This is a genomic window from Pontibacter sp. GD7 (genome assembly GCF_058216375.1).
This window is the reverse complement of record NZ_JBYZMP010000007.1, coordinates 169,930-192,138: the sequence shown is the minus strand read 5'-3', so window position 1 is coordinate 192,138 and position 22,209 is coordinate 169,930. Positions and strand designations below refer to the sequence as shown.

General features: G+C 47.4%; 16 protein-coding genes. 5 read left to right on the top strand and 11 right to left on the bottom strand.

Annotation, left to right across the window (positions count from 1 at the left end; all coding sequences use genetic code 11):
* Nucleotides 1-16: 16 nt before the first annotated feature.
* The 3 genes from AC4BAP_RS12840 to AC4BAP_RS12830 form a co-directional block, all read right to left on the bottom strand.
* Nucleotides 17-898: a hypothetical protein gene (locus AC4BAP_RS12840; RefSeq protein ID WP_490583057.1), complete on the bottom strand. Its 882-nt coding sequence runs from the start codon at nucleotides 896-898 to the stop codon at nucleotides 17-19.
* A 240-nt stretch (nucleotides 899-1,138) separates the two neighbouring features.
* Nucleotides 1,139-3,652, bottom strand: coding sequence for a PspC domain-containing protein (locus AC4BAP_RS12835; protein WP_490583056.1), 2,514 nt, complete (start codon nucleotides 3,650-3,652; stop codon nucleotides 1,139-1,141).
* Nucleotides 3,649-3,993 (bottom strand): PadR family transcriptional regulator, encoded by a 345-nt coding sequence (locus tag AC4BAP_RS12830; RefSeq protein WP_490583055.1) that lies wholly within the window; start codon nucleotides 3,991-3,993, stop codon nucleotides 3,649-3,651. Before AC4BAP_RS12830 ends, AC4BAP_RS12835 begins: the two co-directional genes overlap by 4 nt.
* Before the next feature lie 280 nt (nucleotides 3,994-4,273).
* Between AC4BAP_RS12830 and AC4BAP_RS12825 the strand changes: the two genes are divergently transcribed.
* Both AC4BAP_RS12825 and porU2 read left to right on the top strand, forming a co-directional pair.
* Nucleotides 4,274-5,371 (top strand): putative type IX sorting system protein PorV2, encoded by a 1,098-nt coding sequence (locus tag AC4BAP_RS12825; protein WP_490583054.1) that lies wholly within the window; start codon nucleotides 4,274-4,276, stop codon nucleotides 5,369-5,371.
* Nucleotides 5,372-5,400: 29 nt separating this feature from the next.
* Entirely contained in the window at nucleotides 5,401-10,425 is a 5,025-nt protein-coding gene (gene porU2 / locus AC4BAP_RS12820) for a putative type IX secretion system sortase PorU2 (protein ID WP_490583053.1), read from the top strand.
* 388 nt (nucleotides 10,426-10,813) lie between these two features.
* On the opposite strand, the gene AC4BAP_RS12815 is transcribed toward porU2, so the two are convergent.
* The 3 genes from AC4BAP_RS12815 to AC4BAP_RS12805 form a co-directional block, all read right to left on the bottom strand.
* Entirely contained in the window at nucleotides 10,814-11,302 is a 489-nt protein-coding gene (locus AC4BAP_RS12815; protein WP_490583052.1) for a dihydrofolate reductase, read from the bottom strand.
* 2 nt (nucleotides 11,303-11,304) lie between these two features.
* Nucleotides 11,305-12,234, bottom strand: coding sequence for a methionyl-tRNA formyltransferase (gene fmt / locus AC4BAP_RS12810; protein WP_490583051.1), 930 nt, complete (start codon nucleotides 12,232-12,234; stop codon nucleotides 11,305-11,307).
* 291 nt (nucleotides 12,235-12,525) lie between these two features.
* A complete protein-coding gene (locus AC4BAP_RS12805; RefSeq protein WP_490583050.1) occupies nucleotides 12,526-13,740 on the bottom strand; it encodes an exo-beta-N-acetylmuramidase NamZ family protein in 1,215 nt (404 codons plus the stop codon).
* A gap of 58 nt (nucleotides 13,741-13,798) precedes the next feature.
* On the opposite strand from AC4BAP_RS12805, the gene AC4BAP_RS12800 reads away from it, so the two are divergent.
* Nucleotides 13,799-15,022, top strand: coding sequence for an ABC transporter permease (locus AC4BAP_RS12800; RefSeq protein ID WP_490583049.1), 1,224 nt, complete (start codon nucleotides 13,799-13,801; stop codon nucleotides 15,020-15,022).
* 264 nt (nucleotides 15,023-15,286) lie between these two features.
* On the opposite strand, the gene AC4BAP_RS12795 is transcribed toward AC4BAP_RS12800, so the two are convergent.
* From AC4BAP_RS12795 to AC4BAP_RS12775, 5 genes are all read right to left on the bottom strand, one after another.
* The gene (locus AC4BAP_RS12795; RefSeq protein ID WP_490583048.1) at nucleotides 15,287-15,910 is read right to left on the bottom strand and encodes a hypothetical protein; all 624 of its coding nucleotides are present in this window, start codon (nucleotides 15,908-15,910) and stop codon (nucleotides 15,287-15,289) included.
* 71 nt (nucleotides 15,911-15,981) lie between these two features.
* On the bottom strand, nucleotides 15,982-16,602 hold the full coding sequence (locus AC4BAP_RS12790) for a hypothetical protein (RefSeq protein WP_490583047.1): 621 nt from the start codon (nucleotides 16,600-16,602) through the stop codon (nucleotides 15,982-15,984).
* 112 nt (nucleotides 16,603-16,714) lie between these two features.
* Complete coding sequence (locus tag AC4BAP_RS12785; RefSeq protein WP_490583046.1) at nucleotides 16,715-17,542, bottom strand: mechanosensitive ion channel family protein; 828 nt, start codon at nucleotides 17,540-17,542, stop codon at nucleotides 16,715-16,717.
* 96 nt (nucleotides 17,543-17,638) lie between these two features.
* Nucleotides 17,639-18,337, bottom strand: coding sequence for a peptidoglycan DD-metalloendopeptidase family protein (locus AC4BAP_RS12780; protein WP_490583045.1), 699 nt, complete (start codon nucleotides 18,335-18,337; stop codon nucleotides 17,639-17,641).
* A 46-nt stretch (nucleotides 18,338-18,383) separates the two neighbouring features.
* Complete coding sequence (locus AC4BAP_RS12775; protein ID WP_490583044.1) at nucleotides 18,384-18,941, bottom strand: HNH endonuclease; 558 nt, start codon at nucleotides 18,939-18,941, stop codon at nucleotides 18,384-18,386.
* 273 nt (nucleotides 18,942-19,214) lie between these two features.
* On the opposite strand from AC4BAP_RS12775, the gene AC4BAP_RS12770 reads away from it, so the two are divergent.
* Complete coding sequence (locus AC4BAP_RS12770; RefSeq protein ID WP_490583043.1) at nucleotides 19,215-20,300, top strand: 2Fe-2S iron-sulfur cluster-binding protein; 1,086 nt, start codon at nucleotides 19,215-19,217, stop codon at nucleotides 20,298-20,300.
* Between the two features lie 115 nt (nucleotides 20,301-20,415).
* Nucleotides 20,416-22,146, top strand: a complete 1,731-nt coding sequence (locus AC4BAP_RS12765) for a M3 family oligoendopeptidase (protein ID WP_490583042.1) — start codon at nucleotides 20,416-20,418, stop codon at nucleotides 22,144-22,146.
* The last annotated feature ends 63 nt before the right edge of the window (nucleotides 22,147-22,209 follow it).

Genomic DNA, 22,209 nt, shown 5'->3' with positions numbered 1-22,209 from the left:
CTACACATCCAGTTACTTATTTTAGGGCACATTTGATGGCCGGCGCCTGCATAGGAACATGATTTCGGCCCACCACGGCAAATACTTTTTCGCCCCTGAGCACGGCATTTGTCAAAAGTCTGTACATATATAGGTCCCTGAACTCGCTGCTGTGTCGGTTTATATCATTTGTGAACTGGCCGCCAGTCTTTTCCCCATCTCCTCCAGGTGTAAACCAGGCAGCTGGCGCTTCCCACCAATTGGCTGGCACTGACCAGTGCTTGTTATAAGCGGGTTGCAGGGATGCAACATTGGGAAGTACATTGGCAAATGCTGGCACCATCTGGTTAGCCTTTTCCATTACCTGCGCGATTATAGCTTTAATTTGTTCCTCACCCATCCCGTTCCGTTCACGTAGTCTGCTTGCCTCTCTAAGTATAAAGAAAAGCTTGATTTGCTCTGGGGTAAACTTATTTAACGAAAGCAGATAATTTACTTCATCTTGCGGGCCAGGCTCTAATGACTGGGTTTTGATGCCTTGTACTTTAGCGAGGTAGCGTACATAGCCAGACTCTCCAAATTTTTGGATGGTTTCTGTGTCGGTACTGCCTATGCCGCGATCGGGGCCCTCGAAAAAAGCAATGGTCGGGCTTTGCTTTTCCCAGGCATTTAGAATCTGTGCAAATTGTGGATGGGACACATCTTTGGAGTGGTGCGCACCCAAGTAAGTTAAGTTGCCGCTGTTTTTCGTACTAAGCAGCAAATTCCATTCGGTTCTGGGCGTTTCTTTCCAGTTGTGGTACGCGATTAGTTTAGAGTCACAGGCTGAGCCCTCTGCAGTTTTAGCTTTTTGGGCCAATGTGGCGGTTGTGGTTAATAGCATTGCCATAAAAAGCAACACAGATTTGTCTTTTAACATAGTTTATAGGTTGTGGTTAAGTGCTGAAAACACCAATGTGTAGGGAGGGGTGCAAATGCCTGGTTTAAACAGGTTAGTTTAGCTTATTGAGCCAGTATAGTGCAGAACTACTGAAAAAGGAGGGAGTTGCATTGGCAACCTCCTCCTTTAAAAACTAAACATAAAACAACTAAACAAACACTGTCTTTAAAACGGCTGGCCGTAGTGGTTTGGTATAGGGTTCCGTCAGATCTTAAAGCTTTATTTTCGCTTCACGCTGCTTGGGCCAGAACTGTCTATGGTCGTGTTTTTGGGATTGCCTGAGTATGTGATCTTACTGGCACCCGAGGCATCAGCGCGTAACGTGTTTACGGCATAAACTTCAGCTACACTCGCACCCGTCAGGTCCACATCAACAGCGTTTGCCTTCAGACCCTGGGCATCTATACCTGATGCACCTGTGGCGTCTAGTTCAAAGCGATCGGCGCGGCCAGTAAATTTGCTTATCGAGGCACCGGATATCTCCACTCTAAGGTCACGTACATTTACGCTAGTGTTGGAGCGAATGGCACCGGCAAAGTTCATGCGCAGGTTATCACCGGTAATTCTCGAGATATCAGCTCTGATAGCACCCGATAGATCGATCTTCCGGATATTTGGTGCCGTGATCTGTATCAGAACAGGGTCGCGATCTCTGAAAAGGTTAAGGTTTCTGTCTTTATGATCAATACGCAGCTCACTGCCAGATCTCTCCACTTTCATGCGTTTCAGGTCGTCGCGTTCGCCTCTTACCTTAACGCTATAGTTTTCGCCCTGGCGCAGCTGTACATGATAGGGGCCGCTAACCGACACAGCATTAAAATCCCTGTACTCTAATGTCCTGGTGTTGCTGCTATACTCGTCGGCACCCAGTAATACACTGCCGCTTATTTTCACGGCGCCACGCTCAATGTCAAGGTTTATGTCGCCTTCATTAGCGCTGCTCTCATCGTAGCCAAAATCATAGTCCTCTGTGTCAAGGGTGTCGGTGGCGCAGGTAAGGCACTCCAGCATGTCACCTTTCACCTGCCAGGTATTGCGCACGATCTTATCGCGGCTATAATCCTGATCAAAAGTGGCGCTAGGCAGCAAGTATGTAAACTCGCGGGTTAGGCGCAGTGGCTTATTCTTGGGTAATCTGAGTACGATGTTTAATTCCTGGTCACGGAACACAGCTCCCTCTTTAAACTCATAGCTGTTATCGAAACGCAGTACTGAGTCTTTTTGCAAAACCTGGTAGGTTATCATGCGGGCATTTTGCTGCGCCTCGGCCTCGGTTTTGCCTTTTGCCTCTGCACGCTGTATAACTTCCACTTCGCTGCCGTTATACTCCTGCACATCAATGTAGATGTTATCGTAATCCAGGTTCGTGTCGTAGGCGTCCAGCACCAACGTATTGAACCCAGAAACCGGAATCGTTTTTGTGGTTACTACCTCGCCACTTCTGCGGAAGTTATTGCTAAAACCAATGATAGTGGCAATCATGGTGAACAAAGCAACCAGCCAAACACCAAACATAGACCAGCCCACAATCGGACGCATGAACGTGCGTTTGATAAGAAGACTAACGGCAAGTATGATCAGTAGTAATAACGGGATAAGGCCTACAATAAAACCTGCCACCAGTCCGAGCCTGGGAAAGCCCCCGAGCAGTACGGAGGCCGGAAAATCACCAAGGTTCACGAACTGCGACTCATCAATTACTCCCAACGAAACAAAGAAAGCTGAAACAAGCGCCACTGCCAGACCCGCAGAAACCACCAGCAAAATTATACCTGCACCAACTCTAATAAGTGTAAGCAGCACGCCAAGTATAGGCCCCAGCGACTTGCCCAGCCAGCTAAATATCTGCGATATCAGCCTGATAGGCAGTAAAATGATCTTGGCTAAGGGTGTTTCGTGCCCATTAGTGTCGCGCATGTTCAGGTTCTCCTTTAGGGTGCGCTCAATGCCCGCCAGCGTAACCGGGTCGCCCTGCATCTGCATGCGCTCCGTTAGCGTTACAGCCTCTGGCACGGCGATCCAAAGCACAATGTAGGCAAGTATACCAAAGCCACCCAGGAAGATGAACACCAGGAACAGGATACGGACCACAGCAACATCAACCCCAAAATATTTGGCTATACCGCTGGCAACACCTGCAATTTTCTTGTCCTCAGGGTCCCGGAACAGCTTTTTGATGTTGGTTTCAGGTAACGAGTCGCTGGCCGGCATGGCGATCCAGAGCACAATGTAAAGTATAATTCCGAAGCTGGTAATGCCTCCTGAGAACGGTATGCCGATAACCAGGATAACAAAAAGCAGCCTGATCCACACCATGTCGATGCTCAGGTAATTGGCTATACCAGAGCAAACACCGGCAATTACCTTATGGTTAAGGTCGCGGAACAGCTTTTTGGCACCTGCGGAAGTATAGGCACCTTCGCTGGTAGCCCTGCCAGTTGAATAAGGGATTTCCTCTTCTATTGGCTCTGCCACCTCAAAGTCGGTTACATTACCCATGCGTGAGATCAGGTACTGCACATCTTCCTGTGATATAACCTGTTTGCCGGGGTTAAGCCTGGCAGAGAAAATCTCGGCAATTCTTGATTCGATGTCGGCAATAATCTCCTCGTGCCCCTCATAGTTAGAGAAATACGTTCTGATAGAAGCCAGGTATCTGCTTAGCTGCTCGTATCCGTCTTCCTCGATGTGGAAAATGATGCCTTGCAAGTTGATACTTATATTCTTTTTCATGACTGCTGCGCTTTCTTGTTATGGATAATGTATTCTGTGGAGTCAACTAGTTCGTACCACGTGGCGCGAAGCTCCTCAAGGAACGTCCGCCCGGATTCGGTGAGCTTGTAATACTTTCGTGGTGGCCCGGAGGTAGACTCCTGCCAGTTATATTCTAGAAGTGACGCGTTCTTCAGGCGAGTGAGGAGCGGGTAAAGTGTACCCTCCACAACGATCATTTTGGCCGCTGTAAGCTCTTCTAACATGTCGGACGCATATACTTCACCACGAGAGATAATCTCCAGGATGCAGAACTCAAGGATTCCCTTCCTCATCTGCACTTGTGTGTTTTCTACTTTCATGATGATCCGTTTATAATGTTGAAGCAAAGATATAAAAAGGTACTATGTAAAACAAGGTACTGTTTGAAATTTTTTACGAGGCTTATTTAAATTGGTTTTAATTGCCAAGAATTATAATTTTAAATCAGTAAATTTGTACTAAAATATTATTGGGAAAAAGTCAACTAAAATGCGGTTACAGGTGTTAGAGAAACATCTTTTGCGCTTTTAGAAAAAGCTTAAGATGCACAGTTGCAGCATAGTTTGCCCAGTTTTATGATAAGATTTATACTTCCGTTGTATGCATAATATCACCCTCCGCCTTTTTTTTATAGTGGCATTTATTGCCTGCAGTATAGTTGCCCAAGCGCAGGTATCCACCCCAAAGTATAGCAATGAGTTCTTGAATATTGGTGTAGGAGCCAGGGCACTTGGCATGGGTAATGTGCAGTCTGCTATCGCAAACGATGCAACCGCCGGTTACTGGAATCCTGCCGGACTGTTAAATCTGAAGTATAAGTATAATGTGGCGCTGATGCATTCGGAGCTTTTTGCCGGCATAGCCAAGAACGATTACGGCAGCTTTGCCATGCCCCTGGACCAGAACAGCGCATTGGGCGTTTCTGTGATCAGGTTGGGAGTAGACGATATTGCCGATACCCGCCGCTTGCAGAACGAGTACGGATATATCCAGTACGACAGCATCAGGTTTTTTTCGGTAGCTGATTATGCTATGCTGGTTTCGTATGCCCGCCGCAGCAACCTGATAGAGGGTTTGCAGTTAGGTGCCAGTGCCAAGCTTATTTATAGAAATGTTGGCGAGTTCGCCAACGCCTATGGCTTTGGCATAGATGCAGGGGCACAGTTACAGCGCGGGACCTGGCAATTTGGTGTAATGGCCAAAGACATAACCACAACCTTCACGGCCTGGACGCACAACGTGGAAGAACTGGAGGCGGCTTACCAGCAAACCGGAAACGACCTGCCGGAGAGTTCTGCTGAGCTTACTTTGCCCCGCCTTATACTTGGTATTGGCAAAAGCTTTGAGATAAACGAGAAATTTTCGGCCCTGGTGGCCACGGACATTGACCTGACCTTTGACGGCAAGCGAAACGTATTGTTAAAATCTGACCTGATGTCGGTTGATCCGCATGTTGGCGTGGAACTGATCTACGCTGATGTGGTTTTTGTGCGGGGAGGCTTTAACAATTACCAGGAAACCAAAAACTTTGACGGCAGCATGAACAAGCGTGTGCAGCCTAATTTCGGCGTCGGCTTCAGATCTAAAGGCCTTAACCTCGACCTGGCTCTATCACGTGTAAACGGTAAGGAGGCGAATGCCATTTCCAGCGGCGGTATCTCTTCAGTTATAATTTCATTTGGATACTCTTTTAACTAATCATGTATAACAAAACTAAAATAGGGTTTATGTGCAGACCACTACCATTGGTTAAGAGGGTTATACTTGTGCTCTTGTTAGGGGTGTTGAGCCTGGCCCTGCCGGCGCAGGGGCAAAATGTGCATGGCAACGAGTGGATTAACCATAACCAGGTATACTATAAAATAAAGGTAGTTCAGACTGGCCTTTACCGCATCGACTACAACTACCTGAACAACCTTGGACTGGCCGGTGCCGATCCGCGAAACTTCCAGATGTTCCGTAGAGGCAAAGAGGTGCCATTATACGTGGCCGGCGAAAACGACGGCAACCTGGGCCAGCAGGATTATATAGAGTTTTTCGGTGAGCGCAACGATGGGGTACTGGACAGAGACCAGTACAAGGACCCCTCATACCAGGTACACCAGTTATCCAGTATGTACACAGATACGGCAGCGTATTTTCTTACAGTTAGCCCAACCAAAGGCAAGCGCATGCAGGAAGTGAACCCTGCCATTAATGGAAGAACACCGGAACCCTACCATCTTCAGAAAGCCTATTACTGGCTTATACAAGACTATTACCCTGGAACCAACCGAGGCGGTATCAGCAGAATGCCCTGGATGGACAGGGGAGAAGGCAGGTTTGTTAATACCTCCAGGTTCGAAAAGACCTACGTGCTGGGAAGTATTGTTAACGTAGAGCCTACCGGACCAAAGCCTTTTCTGCAGTACAGCGCCTATGCACGAAACGATATCGAGCATAACTTCACGATTCGTATTTCCAATGCGAGCGGTGTGATAAGGGAGATCGCCAGGCACAAGATTTTCGGTGACGGGCATTTGCTGGCAAACTATACAGCCGAGTTCTCAGACATTACCAGCGGTGGTAACTTTACGCTGAGATCGCTGGCAGACCCGCAACCGCCTTTGCCAAACGGATTAGAGGATACCAGAAACCAGATCAGCGTACCACATGCCATACTTACTTTCCCTCAGAAAACTATTTTCCAGGGCAATGCCATGTTTATCTACACCGACTCTTCCAGGTCGGTGAACCCATACTATGAATTTACCAACATTCCTACCACTGCCGTCGCCTACGATGTAACAGACGTAACATCCATTACCAGAATTGCAGGTAATGATGTCAGCGGTAAACGAGGGTATGTGGTGAATGCAACGGATGGTAAAAGCCATAAACTGTACATCGCCAACACCAGTACCCCGCTTTCTCCGCTTCCTGCGCAACGTTTAACGTTCCGCTACATCGATCCGAACGCAGTAGACTATATTATACTTACTAACAAGCGCCTGATGGCCACGGTTGCCGGTGCCTCTTTGCCAGCGCCTAAAGAGTATGCAGCTTACAGGGCTTCAGCGGCCGGTGGCGGTTACGATACCCTGCTGGTGTTCATGGATAACCTGGTAGACCAGTTTCACTATGGGGAGTTCTCGTCGTTCGCGATTAAGAATTTCCTGAATTACATGACCTCGGTGCCAAGGCCAAAGCACATGCTTATACTTGGAAAAGGCACTGACCTGAGCCGGGTAAATTACCGTGTGGCTTCGCAGCGTCAGCAGGACCTGGTGCCTACAGGTGGCAGCCCTGGCTCAGATGTTATCTTTTCGGCAGACTTTAAAAACAACAGCTTTATACCGAAGGTACCTACCGGTAGGGTGTCTGCTACTACTCCAACTGATATTATGAATTACCTGAACAAGGTAAAAGAGCATGAGGCCTTGCCGGATGGGCTTGATTGGCGCAAAAATATCCTGCAGTTAGGGGGAGGTAAAACAATTGGTGAGATAAACCAGATCGGGGCTTACCTAAGGTCCTACGCTAAAACAGCAGAAGGGCCATTGCTGGGGGCCAGGGTTACAGAAAAATACAGGCAGAATGTAAGTGAAGTAACCGAAGTTATCAATGTGTCGGAGGAGCTGAATAGAGGCTTATCTCTTATCACCTTTTTCGGGCACAGCTCTGCGGGGTCCACGGACCTGGATATTGGCTATGTTTCTACGGCAATAAACAACTACAAGAACAAGGGTAAATACCCCATGATGCTGATGAACGGCTGTAACGTTGGTGATGCGTTTAACCCTGGCTATGTTTCGTTCGGGGAAGACTGGCTCAATACAGCAGACAAAGGTGCCTTATCTTTGATCGCCCACGTTGGCGCAGGTTATGCCAATTTCCTGGATCTTTATTCAAGTAACTTCTATTCAGCAGCCTTTAGCGAAGAAGAGTTTTATGGTGCAACCTTAGGGCAGATACAAAAGGAATCGATCAGACGAGTGGCGCAGACCTCCAGCAGCGATATTGCCACTGCCATGGTAACGGAGATGGTGCTGCAAGGTGACCCGGTATTAAAACTCTACAGCCCGGCAAAACCAGATTACCTGTTCAAGGACAATACATTTAGAGTGTCCGCTACCAACGGAGAGACGGTGACGGCTAAGTCCGATGACTTTTTTGCCCAGGTGAATGTAACTAACCTTGGTAAAGCGATAACCGATTCTGTGGTTGTAACCGTGAAAAGGACCTTGCCGGATAATACCGTGATCACCTATGCGCCTATCAAAGTAGGCCCTATCCTGAAAGACATGAAAATCCAGCTGAAGCTTAACAACAAGGGAATGGCAGCGCTGGGCATGAACTCTTTCGAAATTAAGCTTGACGGCACAAACGAGATAGATGAACTGAACGAGAACAACAACACAGCCACGTTCCAGCATTATTTTCCGGCTAGTGGCCTGATTGCTTTAAGTCCTGCCAACTATGGCATTGTAGGCACAAGCAATGTGAAACTGTCTGTGCAGGCAACGCAGCTGGCTTCTAACACAAAAGGGTTTTACTTTGAGTTGGACACTACCCAAACGTTTAAAAGTCCTTTAAAGAAAAGCTTTACCGCAGGGCATGCGCTTATGCCTTTCTGGGATGTGACTTTACCGAAGGGGGCAGCAGATACAGATAGTACTGTATATTACTGGAGAGCCAGGTTTGAAACGTATGCAGCAGGCGAAGATACCGTTTGGGCAACAAGTTCTTTCCGGTACATTCCTAATGCGGTGCATGGCTGGTCGCAGAGCCACTACGGGCAGTTTACAACCGCCAAAACGGATAAAATTGCCAACGAGGGCCAACAAAACCTGAAATGGAATTTCCAGCGCACTAAAACCGAGGTTTCTATCAAGACAGTAGGTGGTGATTTCAGGTATACAAATCCGCCATATGGTTTATTCCATATGGGTGAAATGTTGTTTACCGCATCCTGCAGCAACCCTGGGGGCTCTGCCACACCACGAATCTTTGCCATCGTGATCGACGGGAAAACACTGGAGAAGGTAGAGAAGATCGGGACTTACTTCTGTGCCAGCGCCCCATACTTGTATGAGTTCGGTGACCTGAACATAGCTTCGAACCGGGATAAACTGATTGATTTTATAAACTTAGTTCCTGCAGGCCACTATGTTGTCGCCATGACTGTGAACAGGGTGCCGTTCGAAAGCTTTACAGCGGCGCAGAAAGCCGCCTTTGCCTCTATAGGTTCTGTTTTGATCAATGATCTTAAGAATGGCTATCCGTTCGGGATAGTAGGGCAGAAAGGTGCTGCGGCAGGCACGGCAAACGAGAGAACAGGTGTTGCAGGTGATAATACGCCTATAACGTCTCAGGTTTTGATCATGGATGACGTGATCTACTCAAACCAGCCGGAAGGAACGATCACTTCATCTCTGATAGGACCAGCGTTAAAGTGGAAGCGCCTTCACCATAACATTGAAAGATACAAGGCTGGCGACGACAGCTATACTTTGAGTATACTTGGTGTAAATAATGCAGGAGAGGAAAAAGTGCTGGTTGAAAATGTAACAACGAAGTCTTTTGACCTGTCAGGTATAAATGCCACAGAGTACCCATCGCTTAGATTAAAAGCCAAAGTAACCGACGTTACAGACAGAACAGCACCACAACTAAAGCAATGGTTTGTTTTCCATGATGCGGCACCGGAAGGAGTTATAAGGCCAGACCTTGTAAATGTTACGGAAGCCATACTTACCGAGCAGGCCCTGAAGGGAAGTATAAATGTGCCGATGGCATTCCAGAACCTGACCACGACAGCTTTCCAGGACTCTGTTACAGTTGAGGTGACAGTTACCGGCGAAAAGTCTGACCCTATTGTGAAAAGGTTTAAGATTAAGCCTGTAGGCCCTAACGAAACAGTGAACTTCCAGTTTGCCATGTCTACGCTGCAGTTGGAGGGAGAGTATAAGCTGAACATGTTTGTGAACCCGCGCATACTTCCGGAGCAGCAGTACTTTAACAATGTGTTTGAAGTCAACTTCAAAGCCAAAACCAAACTGCATCCTATTTTGGATGTCGCTTTTGATGGCATGCACATTATGGATGGAGAACTGGTGGCACCAAGCCCACTTATAAGTATAACCGTGAAGGACGAGAACCGTTTTGTGCATCTTAAAGACCCATCTACCATGGCCGTGGTTATGATAGATCCGGATGGAACAGAGCAGGAGGTTGACCTGATGGGGAATAAAAATGAGGTGCGTTACTTCCCGGCTGATGAGAAAAATGACTTTAGGGTAGAGTATAAACCAGAGAACCTGGTAAACGGCAGACACTTATTGGAAGTGCGTGCACGCGATGCTGCTGGTAAATCGTCGGGTATTTCACCTTACCGTATCAGCTTCGAGGTAATAAACGAGTCCAGGATCACAAACTTTTATCCGTTCCCGAACCCGTTCTCAACCAAAACCAACTTTATCTTTACCCTGACCGGTAACGAGGTGCCGGAGCATCTCAAGATCCAGATCATGACGGTAACGGGTAAAGTGGTAAAAGAGATAACCAAAGAAGAGATTGGCCCGATACGCATTGGCAACAACAAGACCGAGTATGCCTGGGATGGCACCGACATGTATGGTGATAAACTGGCCAACGGTGTTTATTTGTATCGGGTAGTGATGACCCAGGTAGAAGGAGGCATGCGCCATATGTATAAAACCGGCGACAAGTCCTTTAAAAACGGATACGGCAAGATCTACATACTTCGATAAAAGTATAAAAAGAGAAGAGGCCGCTAGTTGTAGCGGCCTCTTCTCTTTTTATACTTGTTCAGTATCTGATATATCTGCCTTTTTACAAGAAGGGAATTGGGAACGATTATCATCCCCCTACCCCCTTCAAAGGGCAGGGCCGTTAAGTTCTTAAGATTTGCCTCTCAGAGATGTATAAAGCATTAATATAGCAATACAACGATTCTCCCCTTGAGGGGAGTTAGAGGGGTGTTTACCTATTGCGAAAGGTGATCTCAACTGGCTTTACACTCCTGTAGTCCCCTCAAGGGGACAATTTACGTTATAACTTAACGGCCCTGCCTTCCAAGAGGAGATTTCTACGAAAGATTGGAGGTTCCTACCAAGAGCAGATTTATTATCAAACAGTCTAACCCTTCCTTTTCAACGTCAGGAAAGTATAATTATACTTGTTCTTCTCATCAGGCGCATGGTTTTCTTCTGCCACAACCTCCCAGTCGCTTACTTTGATCTCCGTGAAATACGTGTCGCCTTCGAAGTGATGATGGATCTTAGTAAGCTCGATGCAGTCTGTTAAAGGCAAAGCTTGTTTATAGATCTCTGCCCCACCGATAATGTAAACCTGCTCATCCATTTCTTTAGCCATTGCAATGGCCTCCTGCACAGAGTGAACTACAATGCAACCTTCCGCCTGAAAATCTTCCTGGCGGGTGATGATGATGGAAGTACGGCCCGGCAGCGGCTTTCCGATAGACTCATAGGTCTTACGTCCCATAAGTATAGGATGGCCCATGGTGAGCTGCTTAAAGTGCTTCAAGTCGGCGGGCAGGTGCCAGATCAGCTGGTTGTCTTTGCCGATAACGTTGTCTTCCGCGGTGGCTACTATTATACTTACCATACTTACACGTTAAAAGTATAACCCCTCAAAAGATCCTGCACCGGCATACGCTTTTTACCTTCCATCTGCAGGTCAAGTATAGCAATTGCCCCAGCGGCGGTTTGCACGTGAAGGAAAGTTTTGTTATCGGTGTGGATAGTGCCAGGCTCAGAAGTATAAGCCGTGTTCTCCAGCGCGTCTACCTTAAATATTTTGAAGTTCTTTTCTTGAAAGCGTGTCCAGGCGGCAGGGTAGGGGCTAAGGCCACGGATAAAGTTGCGCACTTGCTGGGCCGGCTGGTTCCAGTTTATCTCGCAGGTTTCTTTAAATATCTTGGGTGCATGCTTCGTTTCAGAGGTCGTAACCTGAGGCTGTGGGTTTACCTCGCCTTGCTCGATGGCTTGTACAGTACGCAGGGCCAAAGCAGCACCTTCATACTTCAGCTTCTCATACATGCTGCCAAAGTCATCCTCGTCAAGTATAGGCACCCGTGTCTGGGAGATAAGGTCACCGGTATCGATCTCATGCTTCAGAAAGAAAGAGGTAACGCCAGTTTCCTGTTCGCCATTGATGATGGCCCAGTTTATAGGCGCTGCCCCACGGTACTGAGGTAGCAGGGAGCCATGAATGTTAAATGACCCCAGCTCCGGCATGCTCCAGACTACCTCCGGCAGCATTCTGAAAGCGACCACGATCTGCAGGTTAGCCTTGTAGCTGCGCAACTCCTCCAGAAAAACTTCCGACTTCAGGTTCGTAGGCTGCAGCACTGGTATATTCTGCGAAACAGCGTATTCCTTCACCGGCGACTGCTGTATTTTCTGGCCGCGGCCTGCCGGTTTGTCCGGGGCAGTAATTACGGCAACAACATTATACTTGTGCTCGACGAGTGTTTGCAGGGTAGGCACCGCAAAATCCGGGGTGCCCATAAACACAATGCGTAAATCTCTTTTCATGTATAAAGTATAAGTTTCCTTTTGCAAGGGTAATTTCTGGGTTTGTTAGCTCAAACGATTTTACCCACCCCTAGCCCCTCCGAGGAGGGGAATTTTACCTCCCCCGGCCCTCCTAATAACTGGAGGTAGGTACTCGTGCTTGATTGTCCCCCTTCGAAGGGGGTAGGGGGATAATAATCGTTCCCGATTCCCTCCTCTGGACTGGCCAAAACGAGAGTTTTAAGCTAGCGAGCGTAGCTCTCTGGGGTGGGTGGTCTTTCGAAGTATAAATTACCTTTTTATAAACCCCGTCTACTCAAAATCCGGGTACAGCAAATACTGCTTGCGCATTTTTTTGTAGTTGCTCAAAGTAGGCTCCCAGGTTGCTCTGATCTCTGCCTCCGTTTTACCAGCAATAACCTGCTCTCTTAATTTTGATGTTCCGGCCAGCTTCTCGAAAAAGTTGTTGAAAAACTTATCTTTCTCCGTGGAGTGCTGATACATCTCCAATAGGTACGAAAGGTCTACTTTATTTGGAACGGCTACCTTGGTAAGGTCCATGCCATAGCAGGTAACGCCTTTATGAGGCGGGTTGGTGGCACCCGGCGTGCTAACCGGAGTAAAGCTAAAGTTCTTTTTGGTATAGTATGGGCTGCCGATAACCTGGAATGGCGTTGGTGTGCCACGGCCCACGCTCACGTTTGTACCCTCAAAAAAGCAGATAGAAGGATACAACTCAATTGCCTGATCGTTTGGCAGGTTTGGAGATGGTTTGATAGGCAAAGAGTAAGGCATCTTGTGCGTATAGTTTGCCACAGGTATCACCGTTACCATAGCCTGACGCTGGCCCTCCAGCCATTTCTCCCCATTTATCATGTTAGCAAGCTCGCCAACTGTAAGGCCATGTACTATTGGAATCGGGTGCATGCCTACAAAGGAAGTATGCTCCTTTTCTAGCACCGGGCCATCTACATAATTGCCGTTCGGGTTCGGCCTGTCAAGTATTAGTACCTCTTTACCGTTCTCGGCGGCAGCTTCCATTACATAATGCATGGTGCTGATGTAGGTATAAAAACGCGTGCCAACATCCTGAATATCAAATATCAATACATCCAGGTCCTTAATCTGCTCTGGTTTTGGCTTTTTGTTGGTACCGTAAAGCGAGATAATTGGCAGGCCGGTTTTGGTATCTTTTGCGTCTTTTACGTATGCACCTGCATCGGCATCGCCTCTGAAACCATGCTCCGGGGCAAAAATGGTGGTTATCTTAACGCCACGGGCCAGCAGGGTATCCACCAAATGGGTCTGGCCAATGGTAGATGTCTGGTTAACCACCATACCTACGCGCTTACCGGCCAGCTTAGGCAAGTATAAATCAAGCTGCTCGGCACCGGTTTGTATTGGCTTTGCAACTGGCGTAGCGGTGTTTACGGATTTTGTTTGAGTGGCTTCTGGCTGCGTGGCCGGAACCTGATTAGAGGTGCAGGCGCTAAAGGTCAGTAGCGCCGAGGCAAAAAGGGATAGCATAGGCTGTGTCATAGTCATAAGGGAGAAATCAAAATTCATACCTATCTTTAAGGCAGATTTGAAACAAGCGCGCGTGAACGTCTCCAAGTATATATCAGATAAAATATCCGAAGTGCAGGCCGGCACGTTTACGTCGTCGGTTACAAAAATAGCAATTATCAGCATAGCAGCAGGCATTGCGATCATGATTGTATCTTTTGCTATTCTGGAGGGCTTCCGAAACGAGATCCGCGACAAGATCTTCAGCTTTGGCTCGCACCTGCAGATTTCGAAGTATGATACCAACAACTCCTACGAGGGAGCACCCATCAGCAAGAATATTGGCCTGACCGATTCTATACCGGGAGTAAAGAAAATACAGCCCTTTGCCCGAAAAACCGCTATTATTAAAACAGAGGACGAGGTGCTTGGGGTGGTGCTGAAAGGCGTGGGGGAGGATTACGACCTGAGTGCCATGAAGCAGAACCTGAAAAGCGGGGAACTGATATCGTATAACGATACGGCTTCGTCGCAGGAGGTGATGGTGAGCCAGGCCATAGCTAATAAACTGAGTCTGGATGTGGGGAATGAGGTTATCTTTTACTTTATACAAAACCCGCCCCGTGCCCGAAAGCTGAAAGTGAAAGGCATTTTCAACACCGGTCTGGAGGAGTTTGACGAGGTTTTTGTGATAGGCGACATTGGCCTGATACGGGAACTGAACAACTGGCCCGATTCTTTGGCCGGGGGCATGGAGATCGTGCTGACGGACTTTAACCAGATAGACCAGGTGGCAGAACAGGTATTTGATGCGATGAATTATGATCTGCAACTCGAGAAAATAACCGACCGCCACGCCCAGCTATTCGACTGGCTGAAGCTGCTTCGCAAGAACGTGATTATCTTCCTGGTGCTCATCATATTTGTGGCAACATTCAACATGGTGTCCACGGTGTTCATCATGATCATCGAACGTATTAACATGATTGGGGTACTGAAGGCGGTTGGAGCCACAGATGCCCAGATACGCAAGATCTTCGTTTTCCGTGGGCTCAACCTGACCGTTAAAGGCTTGTTTTGGGGTAATCTGATTGGCCTAGGCTTCTGTGCATTGCAGTATTACTTTGAGCTTATACCCTTGGACCCTGAGAACTACTACATGGACCGTGTGCCGATTAGTTGGAACTTCGGGATGGTACTGGCCCTGAATGTGATTACGCTGGTGCTGACAATGCTGGCCATACTTATACCGGCAGCCATGGTAGCACGGATAAAGCCTGTAAAAGCGATTAAGTTTGACTAAAGTATAAAAAAGGAGCCCCGGCAAGTGTCGGGGCTCCTTTTTTATACTTTGAAGCTGTTTAGAGTTTTGGCTAAAAGAAATCGAACCCACCATTGTTGGTGTTTTTCACCAACAATTTAAGTCACTGGCTATTATACTTGCTGGTGAGAACGTGCAGCAAGGGCAGGCAGTGTAGATTTTAATAAACTCTAAACAGACTCTTTAATTGTATACATAATCAACAAAAGGAACAGCCTGGTGAGGTGTAGTATGTATCACACGTAGTTAGTATACTTTTATCATGTAAGATATGTTAGTGGCAGATTGATCCATTGGGGAACCAAACCACTGTTCATAATAATTTAGATTTGATTTTGCATTAGTCAATTTAGTCTGAAAAGAAGCTTTAACGCACTTATCATTCATTCTGCCATTACTTAATCCGCTGCCTACCCCAATTAGATAGACACCCGGCTTCTTAGGAATAAGCCCCACTCGTAGTTTGTATTTTCCATCGTTCTCCTCGTAACGTAGCTGTTGCACACGCTCGGGAGAAGGGATGTCAATAGAGTTATATATCCGGCCCCACACGCTGAGGTAATCGAAACTGGAGACGGCACCAGAGGAGTTTTTCCCGCTTTCCAATCGCAGAAGCCCTAAAGTATTACCTATGCCTGTGGATCTGCTGTAGTCTACGGGCTGTTGATCCCCAATGGGCACCATAGTACTAGGAAATTCGGAGACAAGATAAAGTGTGTCTCCTACCTTTATACTGTCGTGCTCGGGGGTGAATTGCGCGGTGACGGAGAAGGTATAGCTGGGATTAGGGTTTAGGCAAAGCGGACTCGGACATCCTGTGAGGGCAATGCAAAGCACGGTTAGAAGAAGGGTGGTAATAAAGATCTTCATGTTTATTACTAAATCTATCTGTATAGAATTACAACTGCTGTTGCTAAGCTTAGCAACAGCAGTTGTAGGAATTAATAAACTTTAAAATAATAGACGTTGCTTGGTCGTGGCGTTACTAGTGATCCTGTGAACCCCTTAAGATAATGTTCATGGATATCAGCGTTAGAAACATTCATTTCAAAATAAGCTTTGTCACAACCGTTACTATCGCTCTTTCCACTACTAGCAACAGTTGGTATTCCTAAACCGTAAATTCCTTTTTTCTTGGCTATAAGTGCTATCTTAAGCTTGTAACTATCAGCTAACTCTTGGTACAAAAACTGTTGGAATCCGTCTGGTCTAGGTATATCACGGACATTATATATTTGACCATTTGCAGATTTATAGTCAAAATCGAATACAGCATCCCTGCCAAATTGCGATTTGGGCTCTAATTCTATTACAGATAAACTGCCGCGTATGTTAGCGTTCGAATAATCAACAAAATCCGGAGAGCCAATTGGTTTTAGATTTTTCGGGATTTCTGAAATTAAATATAGTGTATCACCTACCTGTATGCTATCATGCCCTGGATAGAAATGAGCCTCTGCTGGGAAATTATAAAGTGGAAGGTTATTGATACAAGGACTCGGACAACCCGCGAGGGTCAAGGCCAGCACGCCAAGCAGGAGGCTTATAGTAAGCGTTTTCATATTGCTTAAGTTATAGGTTTATCACATATAAATATATAGTGTTTTAACTGAAATTCAAGCAATAATATAAACCTTATATAAAAATAGTGCTATGTTTAAACTTTGATGTCGTTTAAATTTTATCATTAGTAAAATTGCTAAGCATTACTCGCTTTGGTACCGGCAGCGCAATGCCATTTGCCTCAAATGCAGCCTTTGCTTTTTCGGTCATGTCCCAGTATAGCGGCCAAAAGTCTTCTCTTTTGCTCCAGATGCGCACGCTGATGGTAATGGCATGCTCGGCAAAGTTGGTAACCACAATGGCTGGGGCTGGCTCTGGCAATACTCTTTCATCTTCGTTTATCAGCTGCTGTAGTATCTGGCGCACTTTACCAATGTCGTTGTTTACCGAAACAGTGAAAAGCAACTCCACGCGGCGGGTGGCCTCTACCGAGTAGTTCACCACCACCGACGATGCCAATGGCCCGTTAGGCAGGTAAATGGTTTTGTTGTCGGCAGTTTTAAGCACCGTGTTAAAGATGTTGATGAGGTGTACCGTGCCGCTTTGGCCCTGGGCATCAATAAAATCGCCAACCCTGAATGGCTTGATGGTAAGTATAAGCACCCCGCCGGCAAAGTTGGAAAGACTGCCCTGCAAAGCCAAACCAACAGCCAAGCCAGCAGAGCCGAGCACCGCAATAAAGGAAGTCATCTCCACACCAATCTGTGAAATCACCACGACAACCAGAATTACCCAAAGGGCAACGCTTACGATGCTCCCCAAAAACGGCCTCAGCGACGGGTCCACGTTTTTGCGAATCATCAGGTTGCCGATCACGCGGTTCAGGCGCTTGATAAGCCATGCACCAAAAACAAGTATAAGTATAGCCAGCAACAGTTTCATGCCATAAAGCACCACAAAGTCTACGGCCAATACACTGTACTTCTCTAAGTCAAACATTCTTAAAAGTATAAAAGGGTGGTAAAACAAAAAGGCACTGCCTGCTCAGCAGTGCCTAAAATGGCATTTTAATTAAAAATTAAAGGTTTTGCAAACTTAGCCCAAATGGCGGCACTTCAGAATCAGGTTTGGGTTTGGGCAAAGCTGCTCATACTTAGCCTTTTCCGATGTGGTGGCCACGCCCGGGTAATCGCCATACTTTCCTTCCATGGCACACATCACCTGAAAGTGCAAATGCGGCGGCCAGTTTCCATTCTCAGGATAAGGACCTACTTCTGCTATTTTTTCACCTTTGGCAAAGCGCTTCCCAACTTCCAGCCCTTCTAATGAAGCGCGGTTCAGGTGTCCGTACAAAGTATAAAAAGTATGGCCTTCCAGCTCGTGTGCCAATATTATGGTAGGGCCGTAGTCGCCGAAGTTGTCGTTATCCTGAAAGCTGTGCACGGTGGCATCCAGCGGGGTGAACACAGTGGTACCTGCATCGAGCCACACATCCACACCAAGGTGCAGGTTGCGACTTTCGGCGGCCACGTCGAAGTGCTTGCTTCTGCGGTAAATAAACCGGTCCTCCAGGTAACCGCCCACGCCTATGCGTGCCTTTTGCGCGTGCAGCATCTGTTGCACAGCTTTGTTAAAGGCTTCGGTATCAAGCAGGTTGGTTTGCTGCAGCAGTGTGTTTTCGGCAGTAAAGTCGAGGGTGCAAACTGCATCTGCGTTCAGGTCCGCATCCAGCACGGGCGCAAAATCATGGCTGTGCCGGCTTAGTATAGCACTAAGGTCTTTTGTATTACTCATAAGCTATGGAAGACGCGGCAAACGCAGATGCAGTTAACAGAAAAGGCTAGGCCATCTCTTCCTCTACATACTTCGAGAGCGTTTTAAGACTCTTGGTTTTGCCGAAAAGTTCTTCAGATTTTTTACTGTAGGCTTGTGCTGCCTCTTGCAAGGTTTCGAAAGTGCCCAGGTTTATACGCTGTTTGTTATAGTGTATAATGGCCCGGTACTTCTGCGCCTCCTTGTGCACGCCACGCACACCCAGCTTGTTCTCGGTTTTGGCGGTGTTTCTTACAATTTTGCACAGCGGTGCCCACTCCAGGTTTTCGCGGCGGCAGTCCAGCTTGTTGCCATTTATAAAATGCACATACAGCTTTATGTCGCTTTCAGGCTTCTCCAGCAACTGTTCCCCGATCATCTTGTGCAGATAAATGGTTTCGTTGCGGTATTTACCGTCTTTCAGCGGCCAGTTCTTCTGGAAGAAGGCATAGCCGTTAGAGTGAATGCGCAGGTGCTTCAGAAATTCGATCTGCTGCAGGTACGCGTTGTTTTGGATGTACTCGTAGGTGCGGTCGTCCACCACTACGGTTTTTTCACAGTTTTTGAGTGTCAGTTTGTAGAGCATTATTGTTTTCAAGTAGTTGTTATTGCTAAGGGGCGGCGGCAAGACTTCAGGCAGTTCCGAAGTCTATCGTCGGATGCTCGAAAGCACACTGCAAAGTTGCATCTTTTTTTTATATCAATTGCAAGCGATATTTATTTTATTACATTAAATATAGAAAAAATTTAGTGAACGGCGAATTTTTAATTCTCTTTTTAAAGAAGAAACTATATTATCGTAACTTTCACCTTCTAAACAGGTTTAAAAGCAAATTCTTAAGAGATAAAGCATAGCAAAATGAGTAGTCCATACTTGAATCTGAAGGTTGTTGAGCTCACGCACGAAACTTCGGATGCCGTTACCATACATTTTGAGCACCCAGAAAAACAAACTATACCCTACAAGCCAGGGCAGTTCCTGACCCTTATCCTTAACATCGACGGAAAGGAAGTTCGCCGCTCATACTCACTAAGTAGCACGCCACACGAGGCCCCGCGTTTGGCGGTTACCGTCAAGCGTGTTTCAGGAGGACTTGTTTCCAATTACCTGATCGATAACGCTAAAGTTGGCGACGAGATAAAGGTGATGCAGCCAATTGGTAATTTTTGCCTTACCTGTGCCCCGGACAACCAGCGCCAAGTGCTGCTGTTTGGTGCCGGCAGTGGCATAACGCCACTCATGTCTATACTTAAGGCGGTGCTGCGCGAAGAGCCAAACAGCCAGGTAACATTGCTTTACGGTAACACAGACGAAAACTCGGTTATCTTTAAAGAGCAGTTACAGGCACTGGAGCAGCAGTTTGCCGAGCGTCTAAAGATAGTATACATCTACAGCCAGCCAAAAGAGGCCTGCGAAAACCGTGGCCGCATGAATCAGAGCCTGATCATCAAGATCCTGGAGCGTTTGCAACTGGCCAAAGTGAGCAATGCCGTGTACTATATGTGCGGCCCTGAAGGCATGATGGAAGAAGTGCGCCATGCTTTGGATGTGCTGCATGTGCCCGCTGACAGAATTTTCAGGGAGAGCTTTGTGAGCAATAAACTCATAGAGCAGCAACAGCAGGCCCAGCATGGCGATGTGCTGGCTACAGAAGATGACGGCGAAATAACCACCCAGACAGTTACCATTATTTACGAAGGGGCAGAGTACCATGTGGAAGTGGAGCCGGACCAGACCATACTGGAGGCGGCCCTGGAGCAGGACGTGGACCTGCCATACTCTTGCCAGGCCGGTTTGTGTACAGCCTGCCGCGGCAAATGCCTGAGCGGAAAGGTGCACCTGGATGAGCGTGAAGGCCTTTCTGATGCAGAGTTAGACGAAGGTTATGTGCTTAATTGCGTAGGCCACCCACTAACAAATAACGTGGTAATCGAGATCGGTTAAACAAAATATACGTACCTACATGTAATAGAGCCGCATTATCAAATGTGGCTCTATTATTTTTTTGCACTTTCGTAAGAAGTAACTATATTACACTTCTGTTATATGTGATAGATCTATGAACACAGCCTCCAAGACCTTAAGTATCCCAAAGCGAAAACAGCGTACTTACCTAACCGAAGATTTTAAAGTTGCAAAGTGGGAAACAATAGAGCCCTACTTTGAAGAACTTAAAAACCGGGAAATAAACAGTGTGCAGGAGTTAGAAAAGTGGATGTATGACCGCAGCGAGCTGGAGAGTGTTCTGTCAGAGGAGATGGGGTGGCGTTACATCCGGATGACCTGCGACACGCAGAACGAGGACGTTACTGCCGCTTTCCAGTACTTTGTGTCTGAGATCGAACCTAAAATTGCGCCATACGACCATGAGCTGAACCTAAAGCTGATGCACTCGCCGTATGAGCCTGCATTGGAACGTGAGAAGTATAAAATCTATCTGAGAGGGGTAGAGCGCGCACTGGAGATATTCAGGGAAGCCAATATTCCGCTGCAAACCGAGATAAGCACAAAGCAACAGCAGTTCGCGGCCATCTCCGGCTCTATGACGGTAACACTGGATGGTGAGGAAATGACCTTGCAGCGTGCCGCTGACCGCCTGAAGCGAACTGACAGAAAGGTGCGTGAGGAAACATGGCGCACCGTGCAGGAACGTCGCTACCAGGAACGTGAAAAGCTGGATAACCTGTTTGATGAACTTTTGAAGCTGCGTCATCAGGTAGCCGTAAACGCCGACTTCGACAACTTCCGCGACTACATGTTTGCTGCCATGGGCCGTTTCGACTACACGCCCAAAGACTGCTTCGACTTCCATGCTTCTATCAAAGAGACCATCGTGCCTTTCCTGACGAAGTTGGATGAGGAGCGTAAGCAAAGCCTTGGTGTGGAGGAACTGCGCCCCTGGGACCTTGACGTTGACCCTACAGGCAAAAAGCCGCTGGAGCCGTTTAAAACCGGAGACGAACTGCTTGAGAAAACCATACAGGTGTTCTACAAACTGGATACCTACTTGGGCGACTGCCTGGCTATTATGCGCGAAATGGGCCACCTGGACCTGGAATCCAGAAAAGGCAAGGCGCCGGGCGGATACAATTACCCGCTTGATGAGATTGGCGTGCCTTTCATCTTTATGAACGCGACCTCAAGCCTTCGCGATGTAATTACCATGTTGCACGAGGGTGGCCATGCGGTACATTCGTTCCTGACGCGCAGTTTGCCGCTTAACGCTGCCAAGCACCCGCCATCAGAGGTGGCAGAGCTGGCCTCTATGTCGATGGAGCTGATCTCGATGGACTACTGGGATGAGTTCTTTGAGGATGAGGATGAGTTGAAGCGTGCCAAGCGTACACACCTGGAAAGCGTGCTCGAAACTTTCCCGTGGGTTGCGACAGTGGATAAGTTCCAGCATTGGATCTACGAAAACCCTGAGCAGACACAGGAAGAGCGCCATACCGAGTGGGTGAGGATTTTTGAATCTTTCAACCACCAGATCGTTAGCTGGGATGGCATCGAAAAGTATAAACCTTACATCTGGCAAAAGCAGCTGCACATTTACGAAGTGCCGTTTTACTATGTAGAGTATGCCATGGCGCAGCTGGGTGCCATCGCCGTTTGGAAAAACTTTAAGGAAAACCCGGAAGAAGGATTGGCTGCCTACAAGCGTGCTTTAAGCCTGGGTTACACCGTTTCCATTGGTGAGGTATACGAAGCCGCCGGCATCAAATTTGACTTCAGTACAGCTTATATCAAGAGCCTTGTGGATTTTGTGAAAGAGGAAATGGCGAAGATATAAGGCTATCAAGTATAAATATAAATCTCAGGAAGGGCCTTGCTGTTTAAGCGGGGCCCTTCGCTT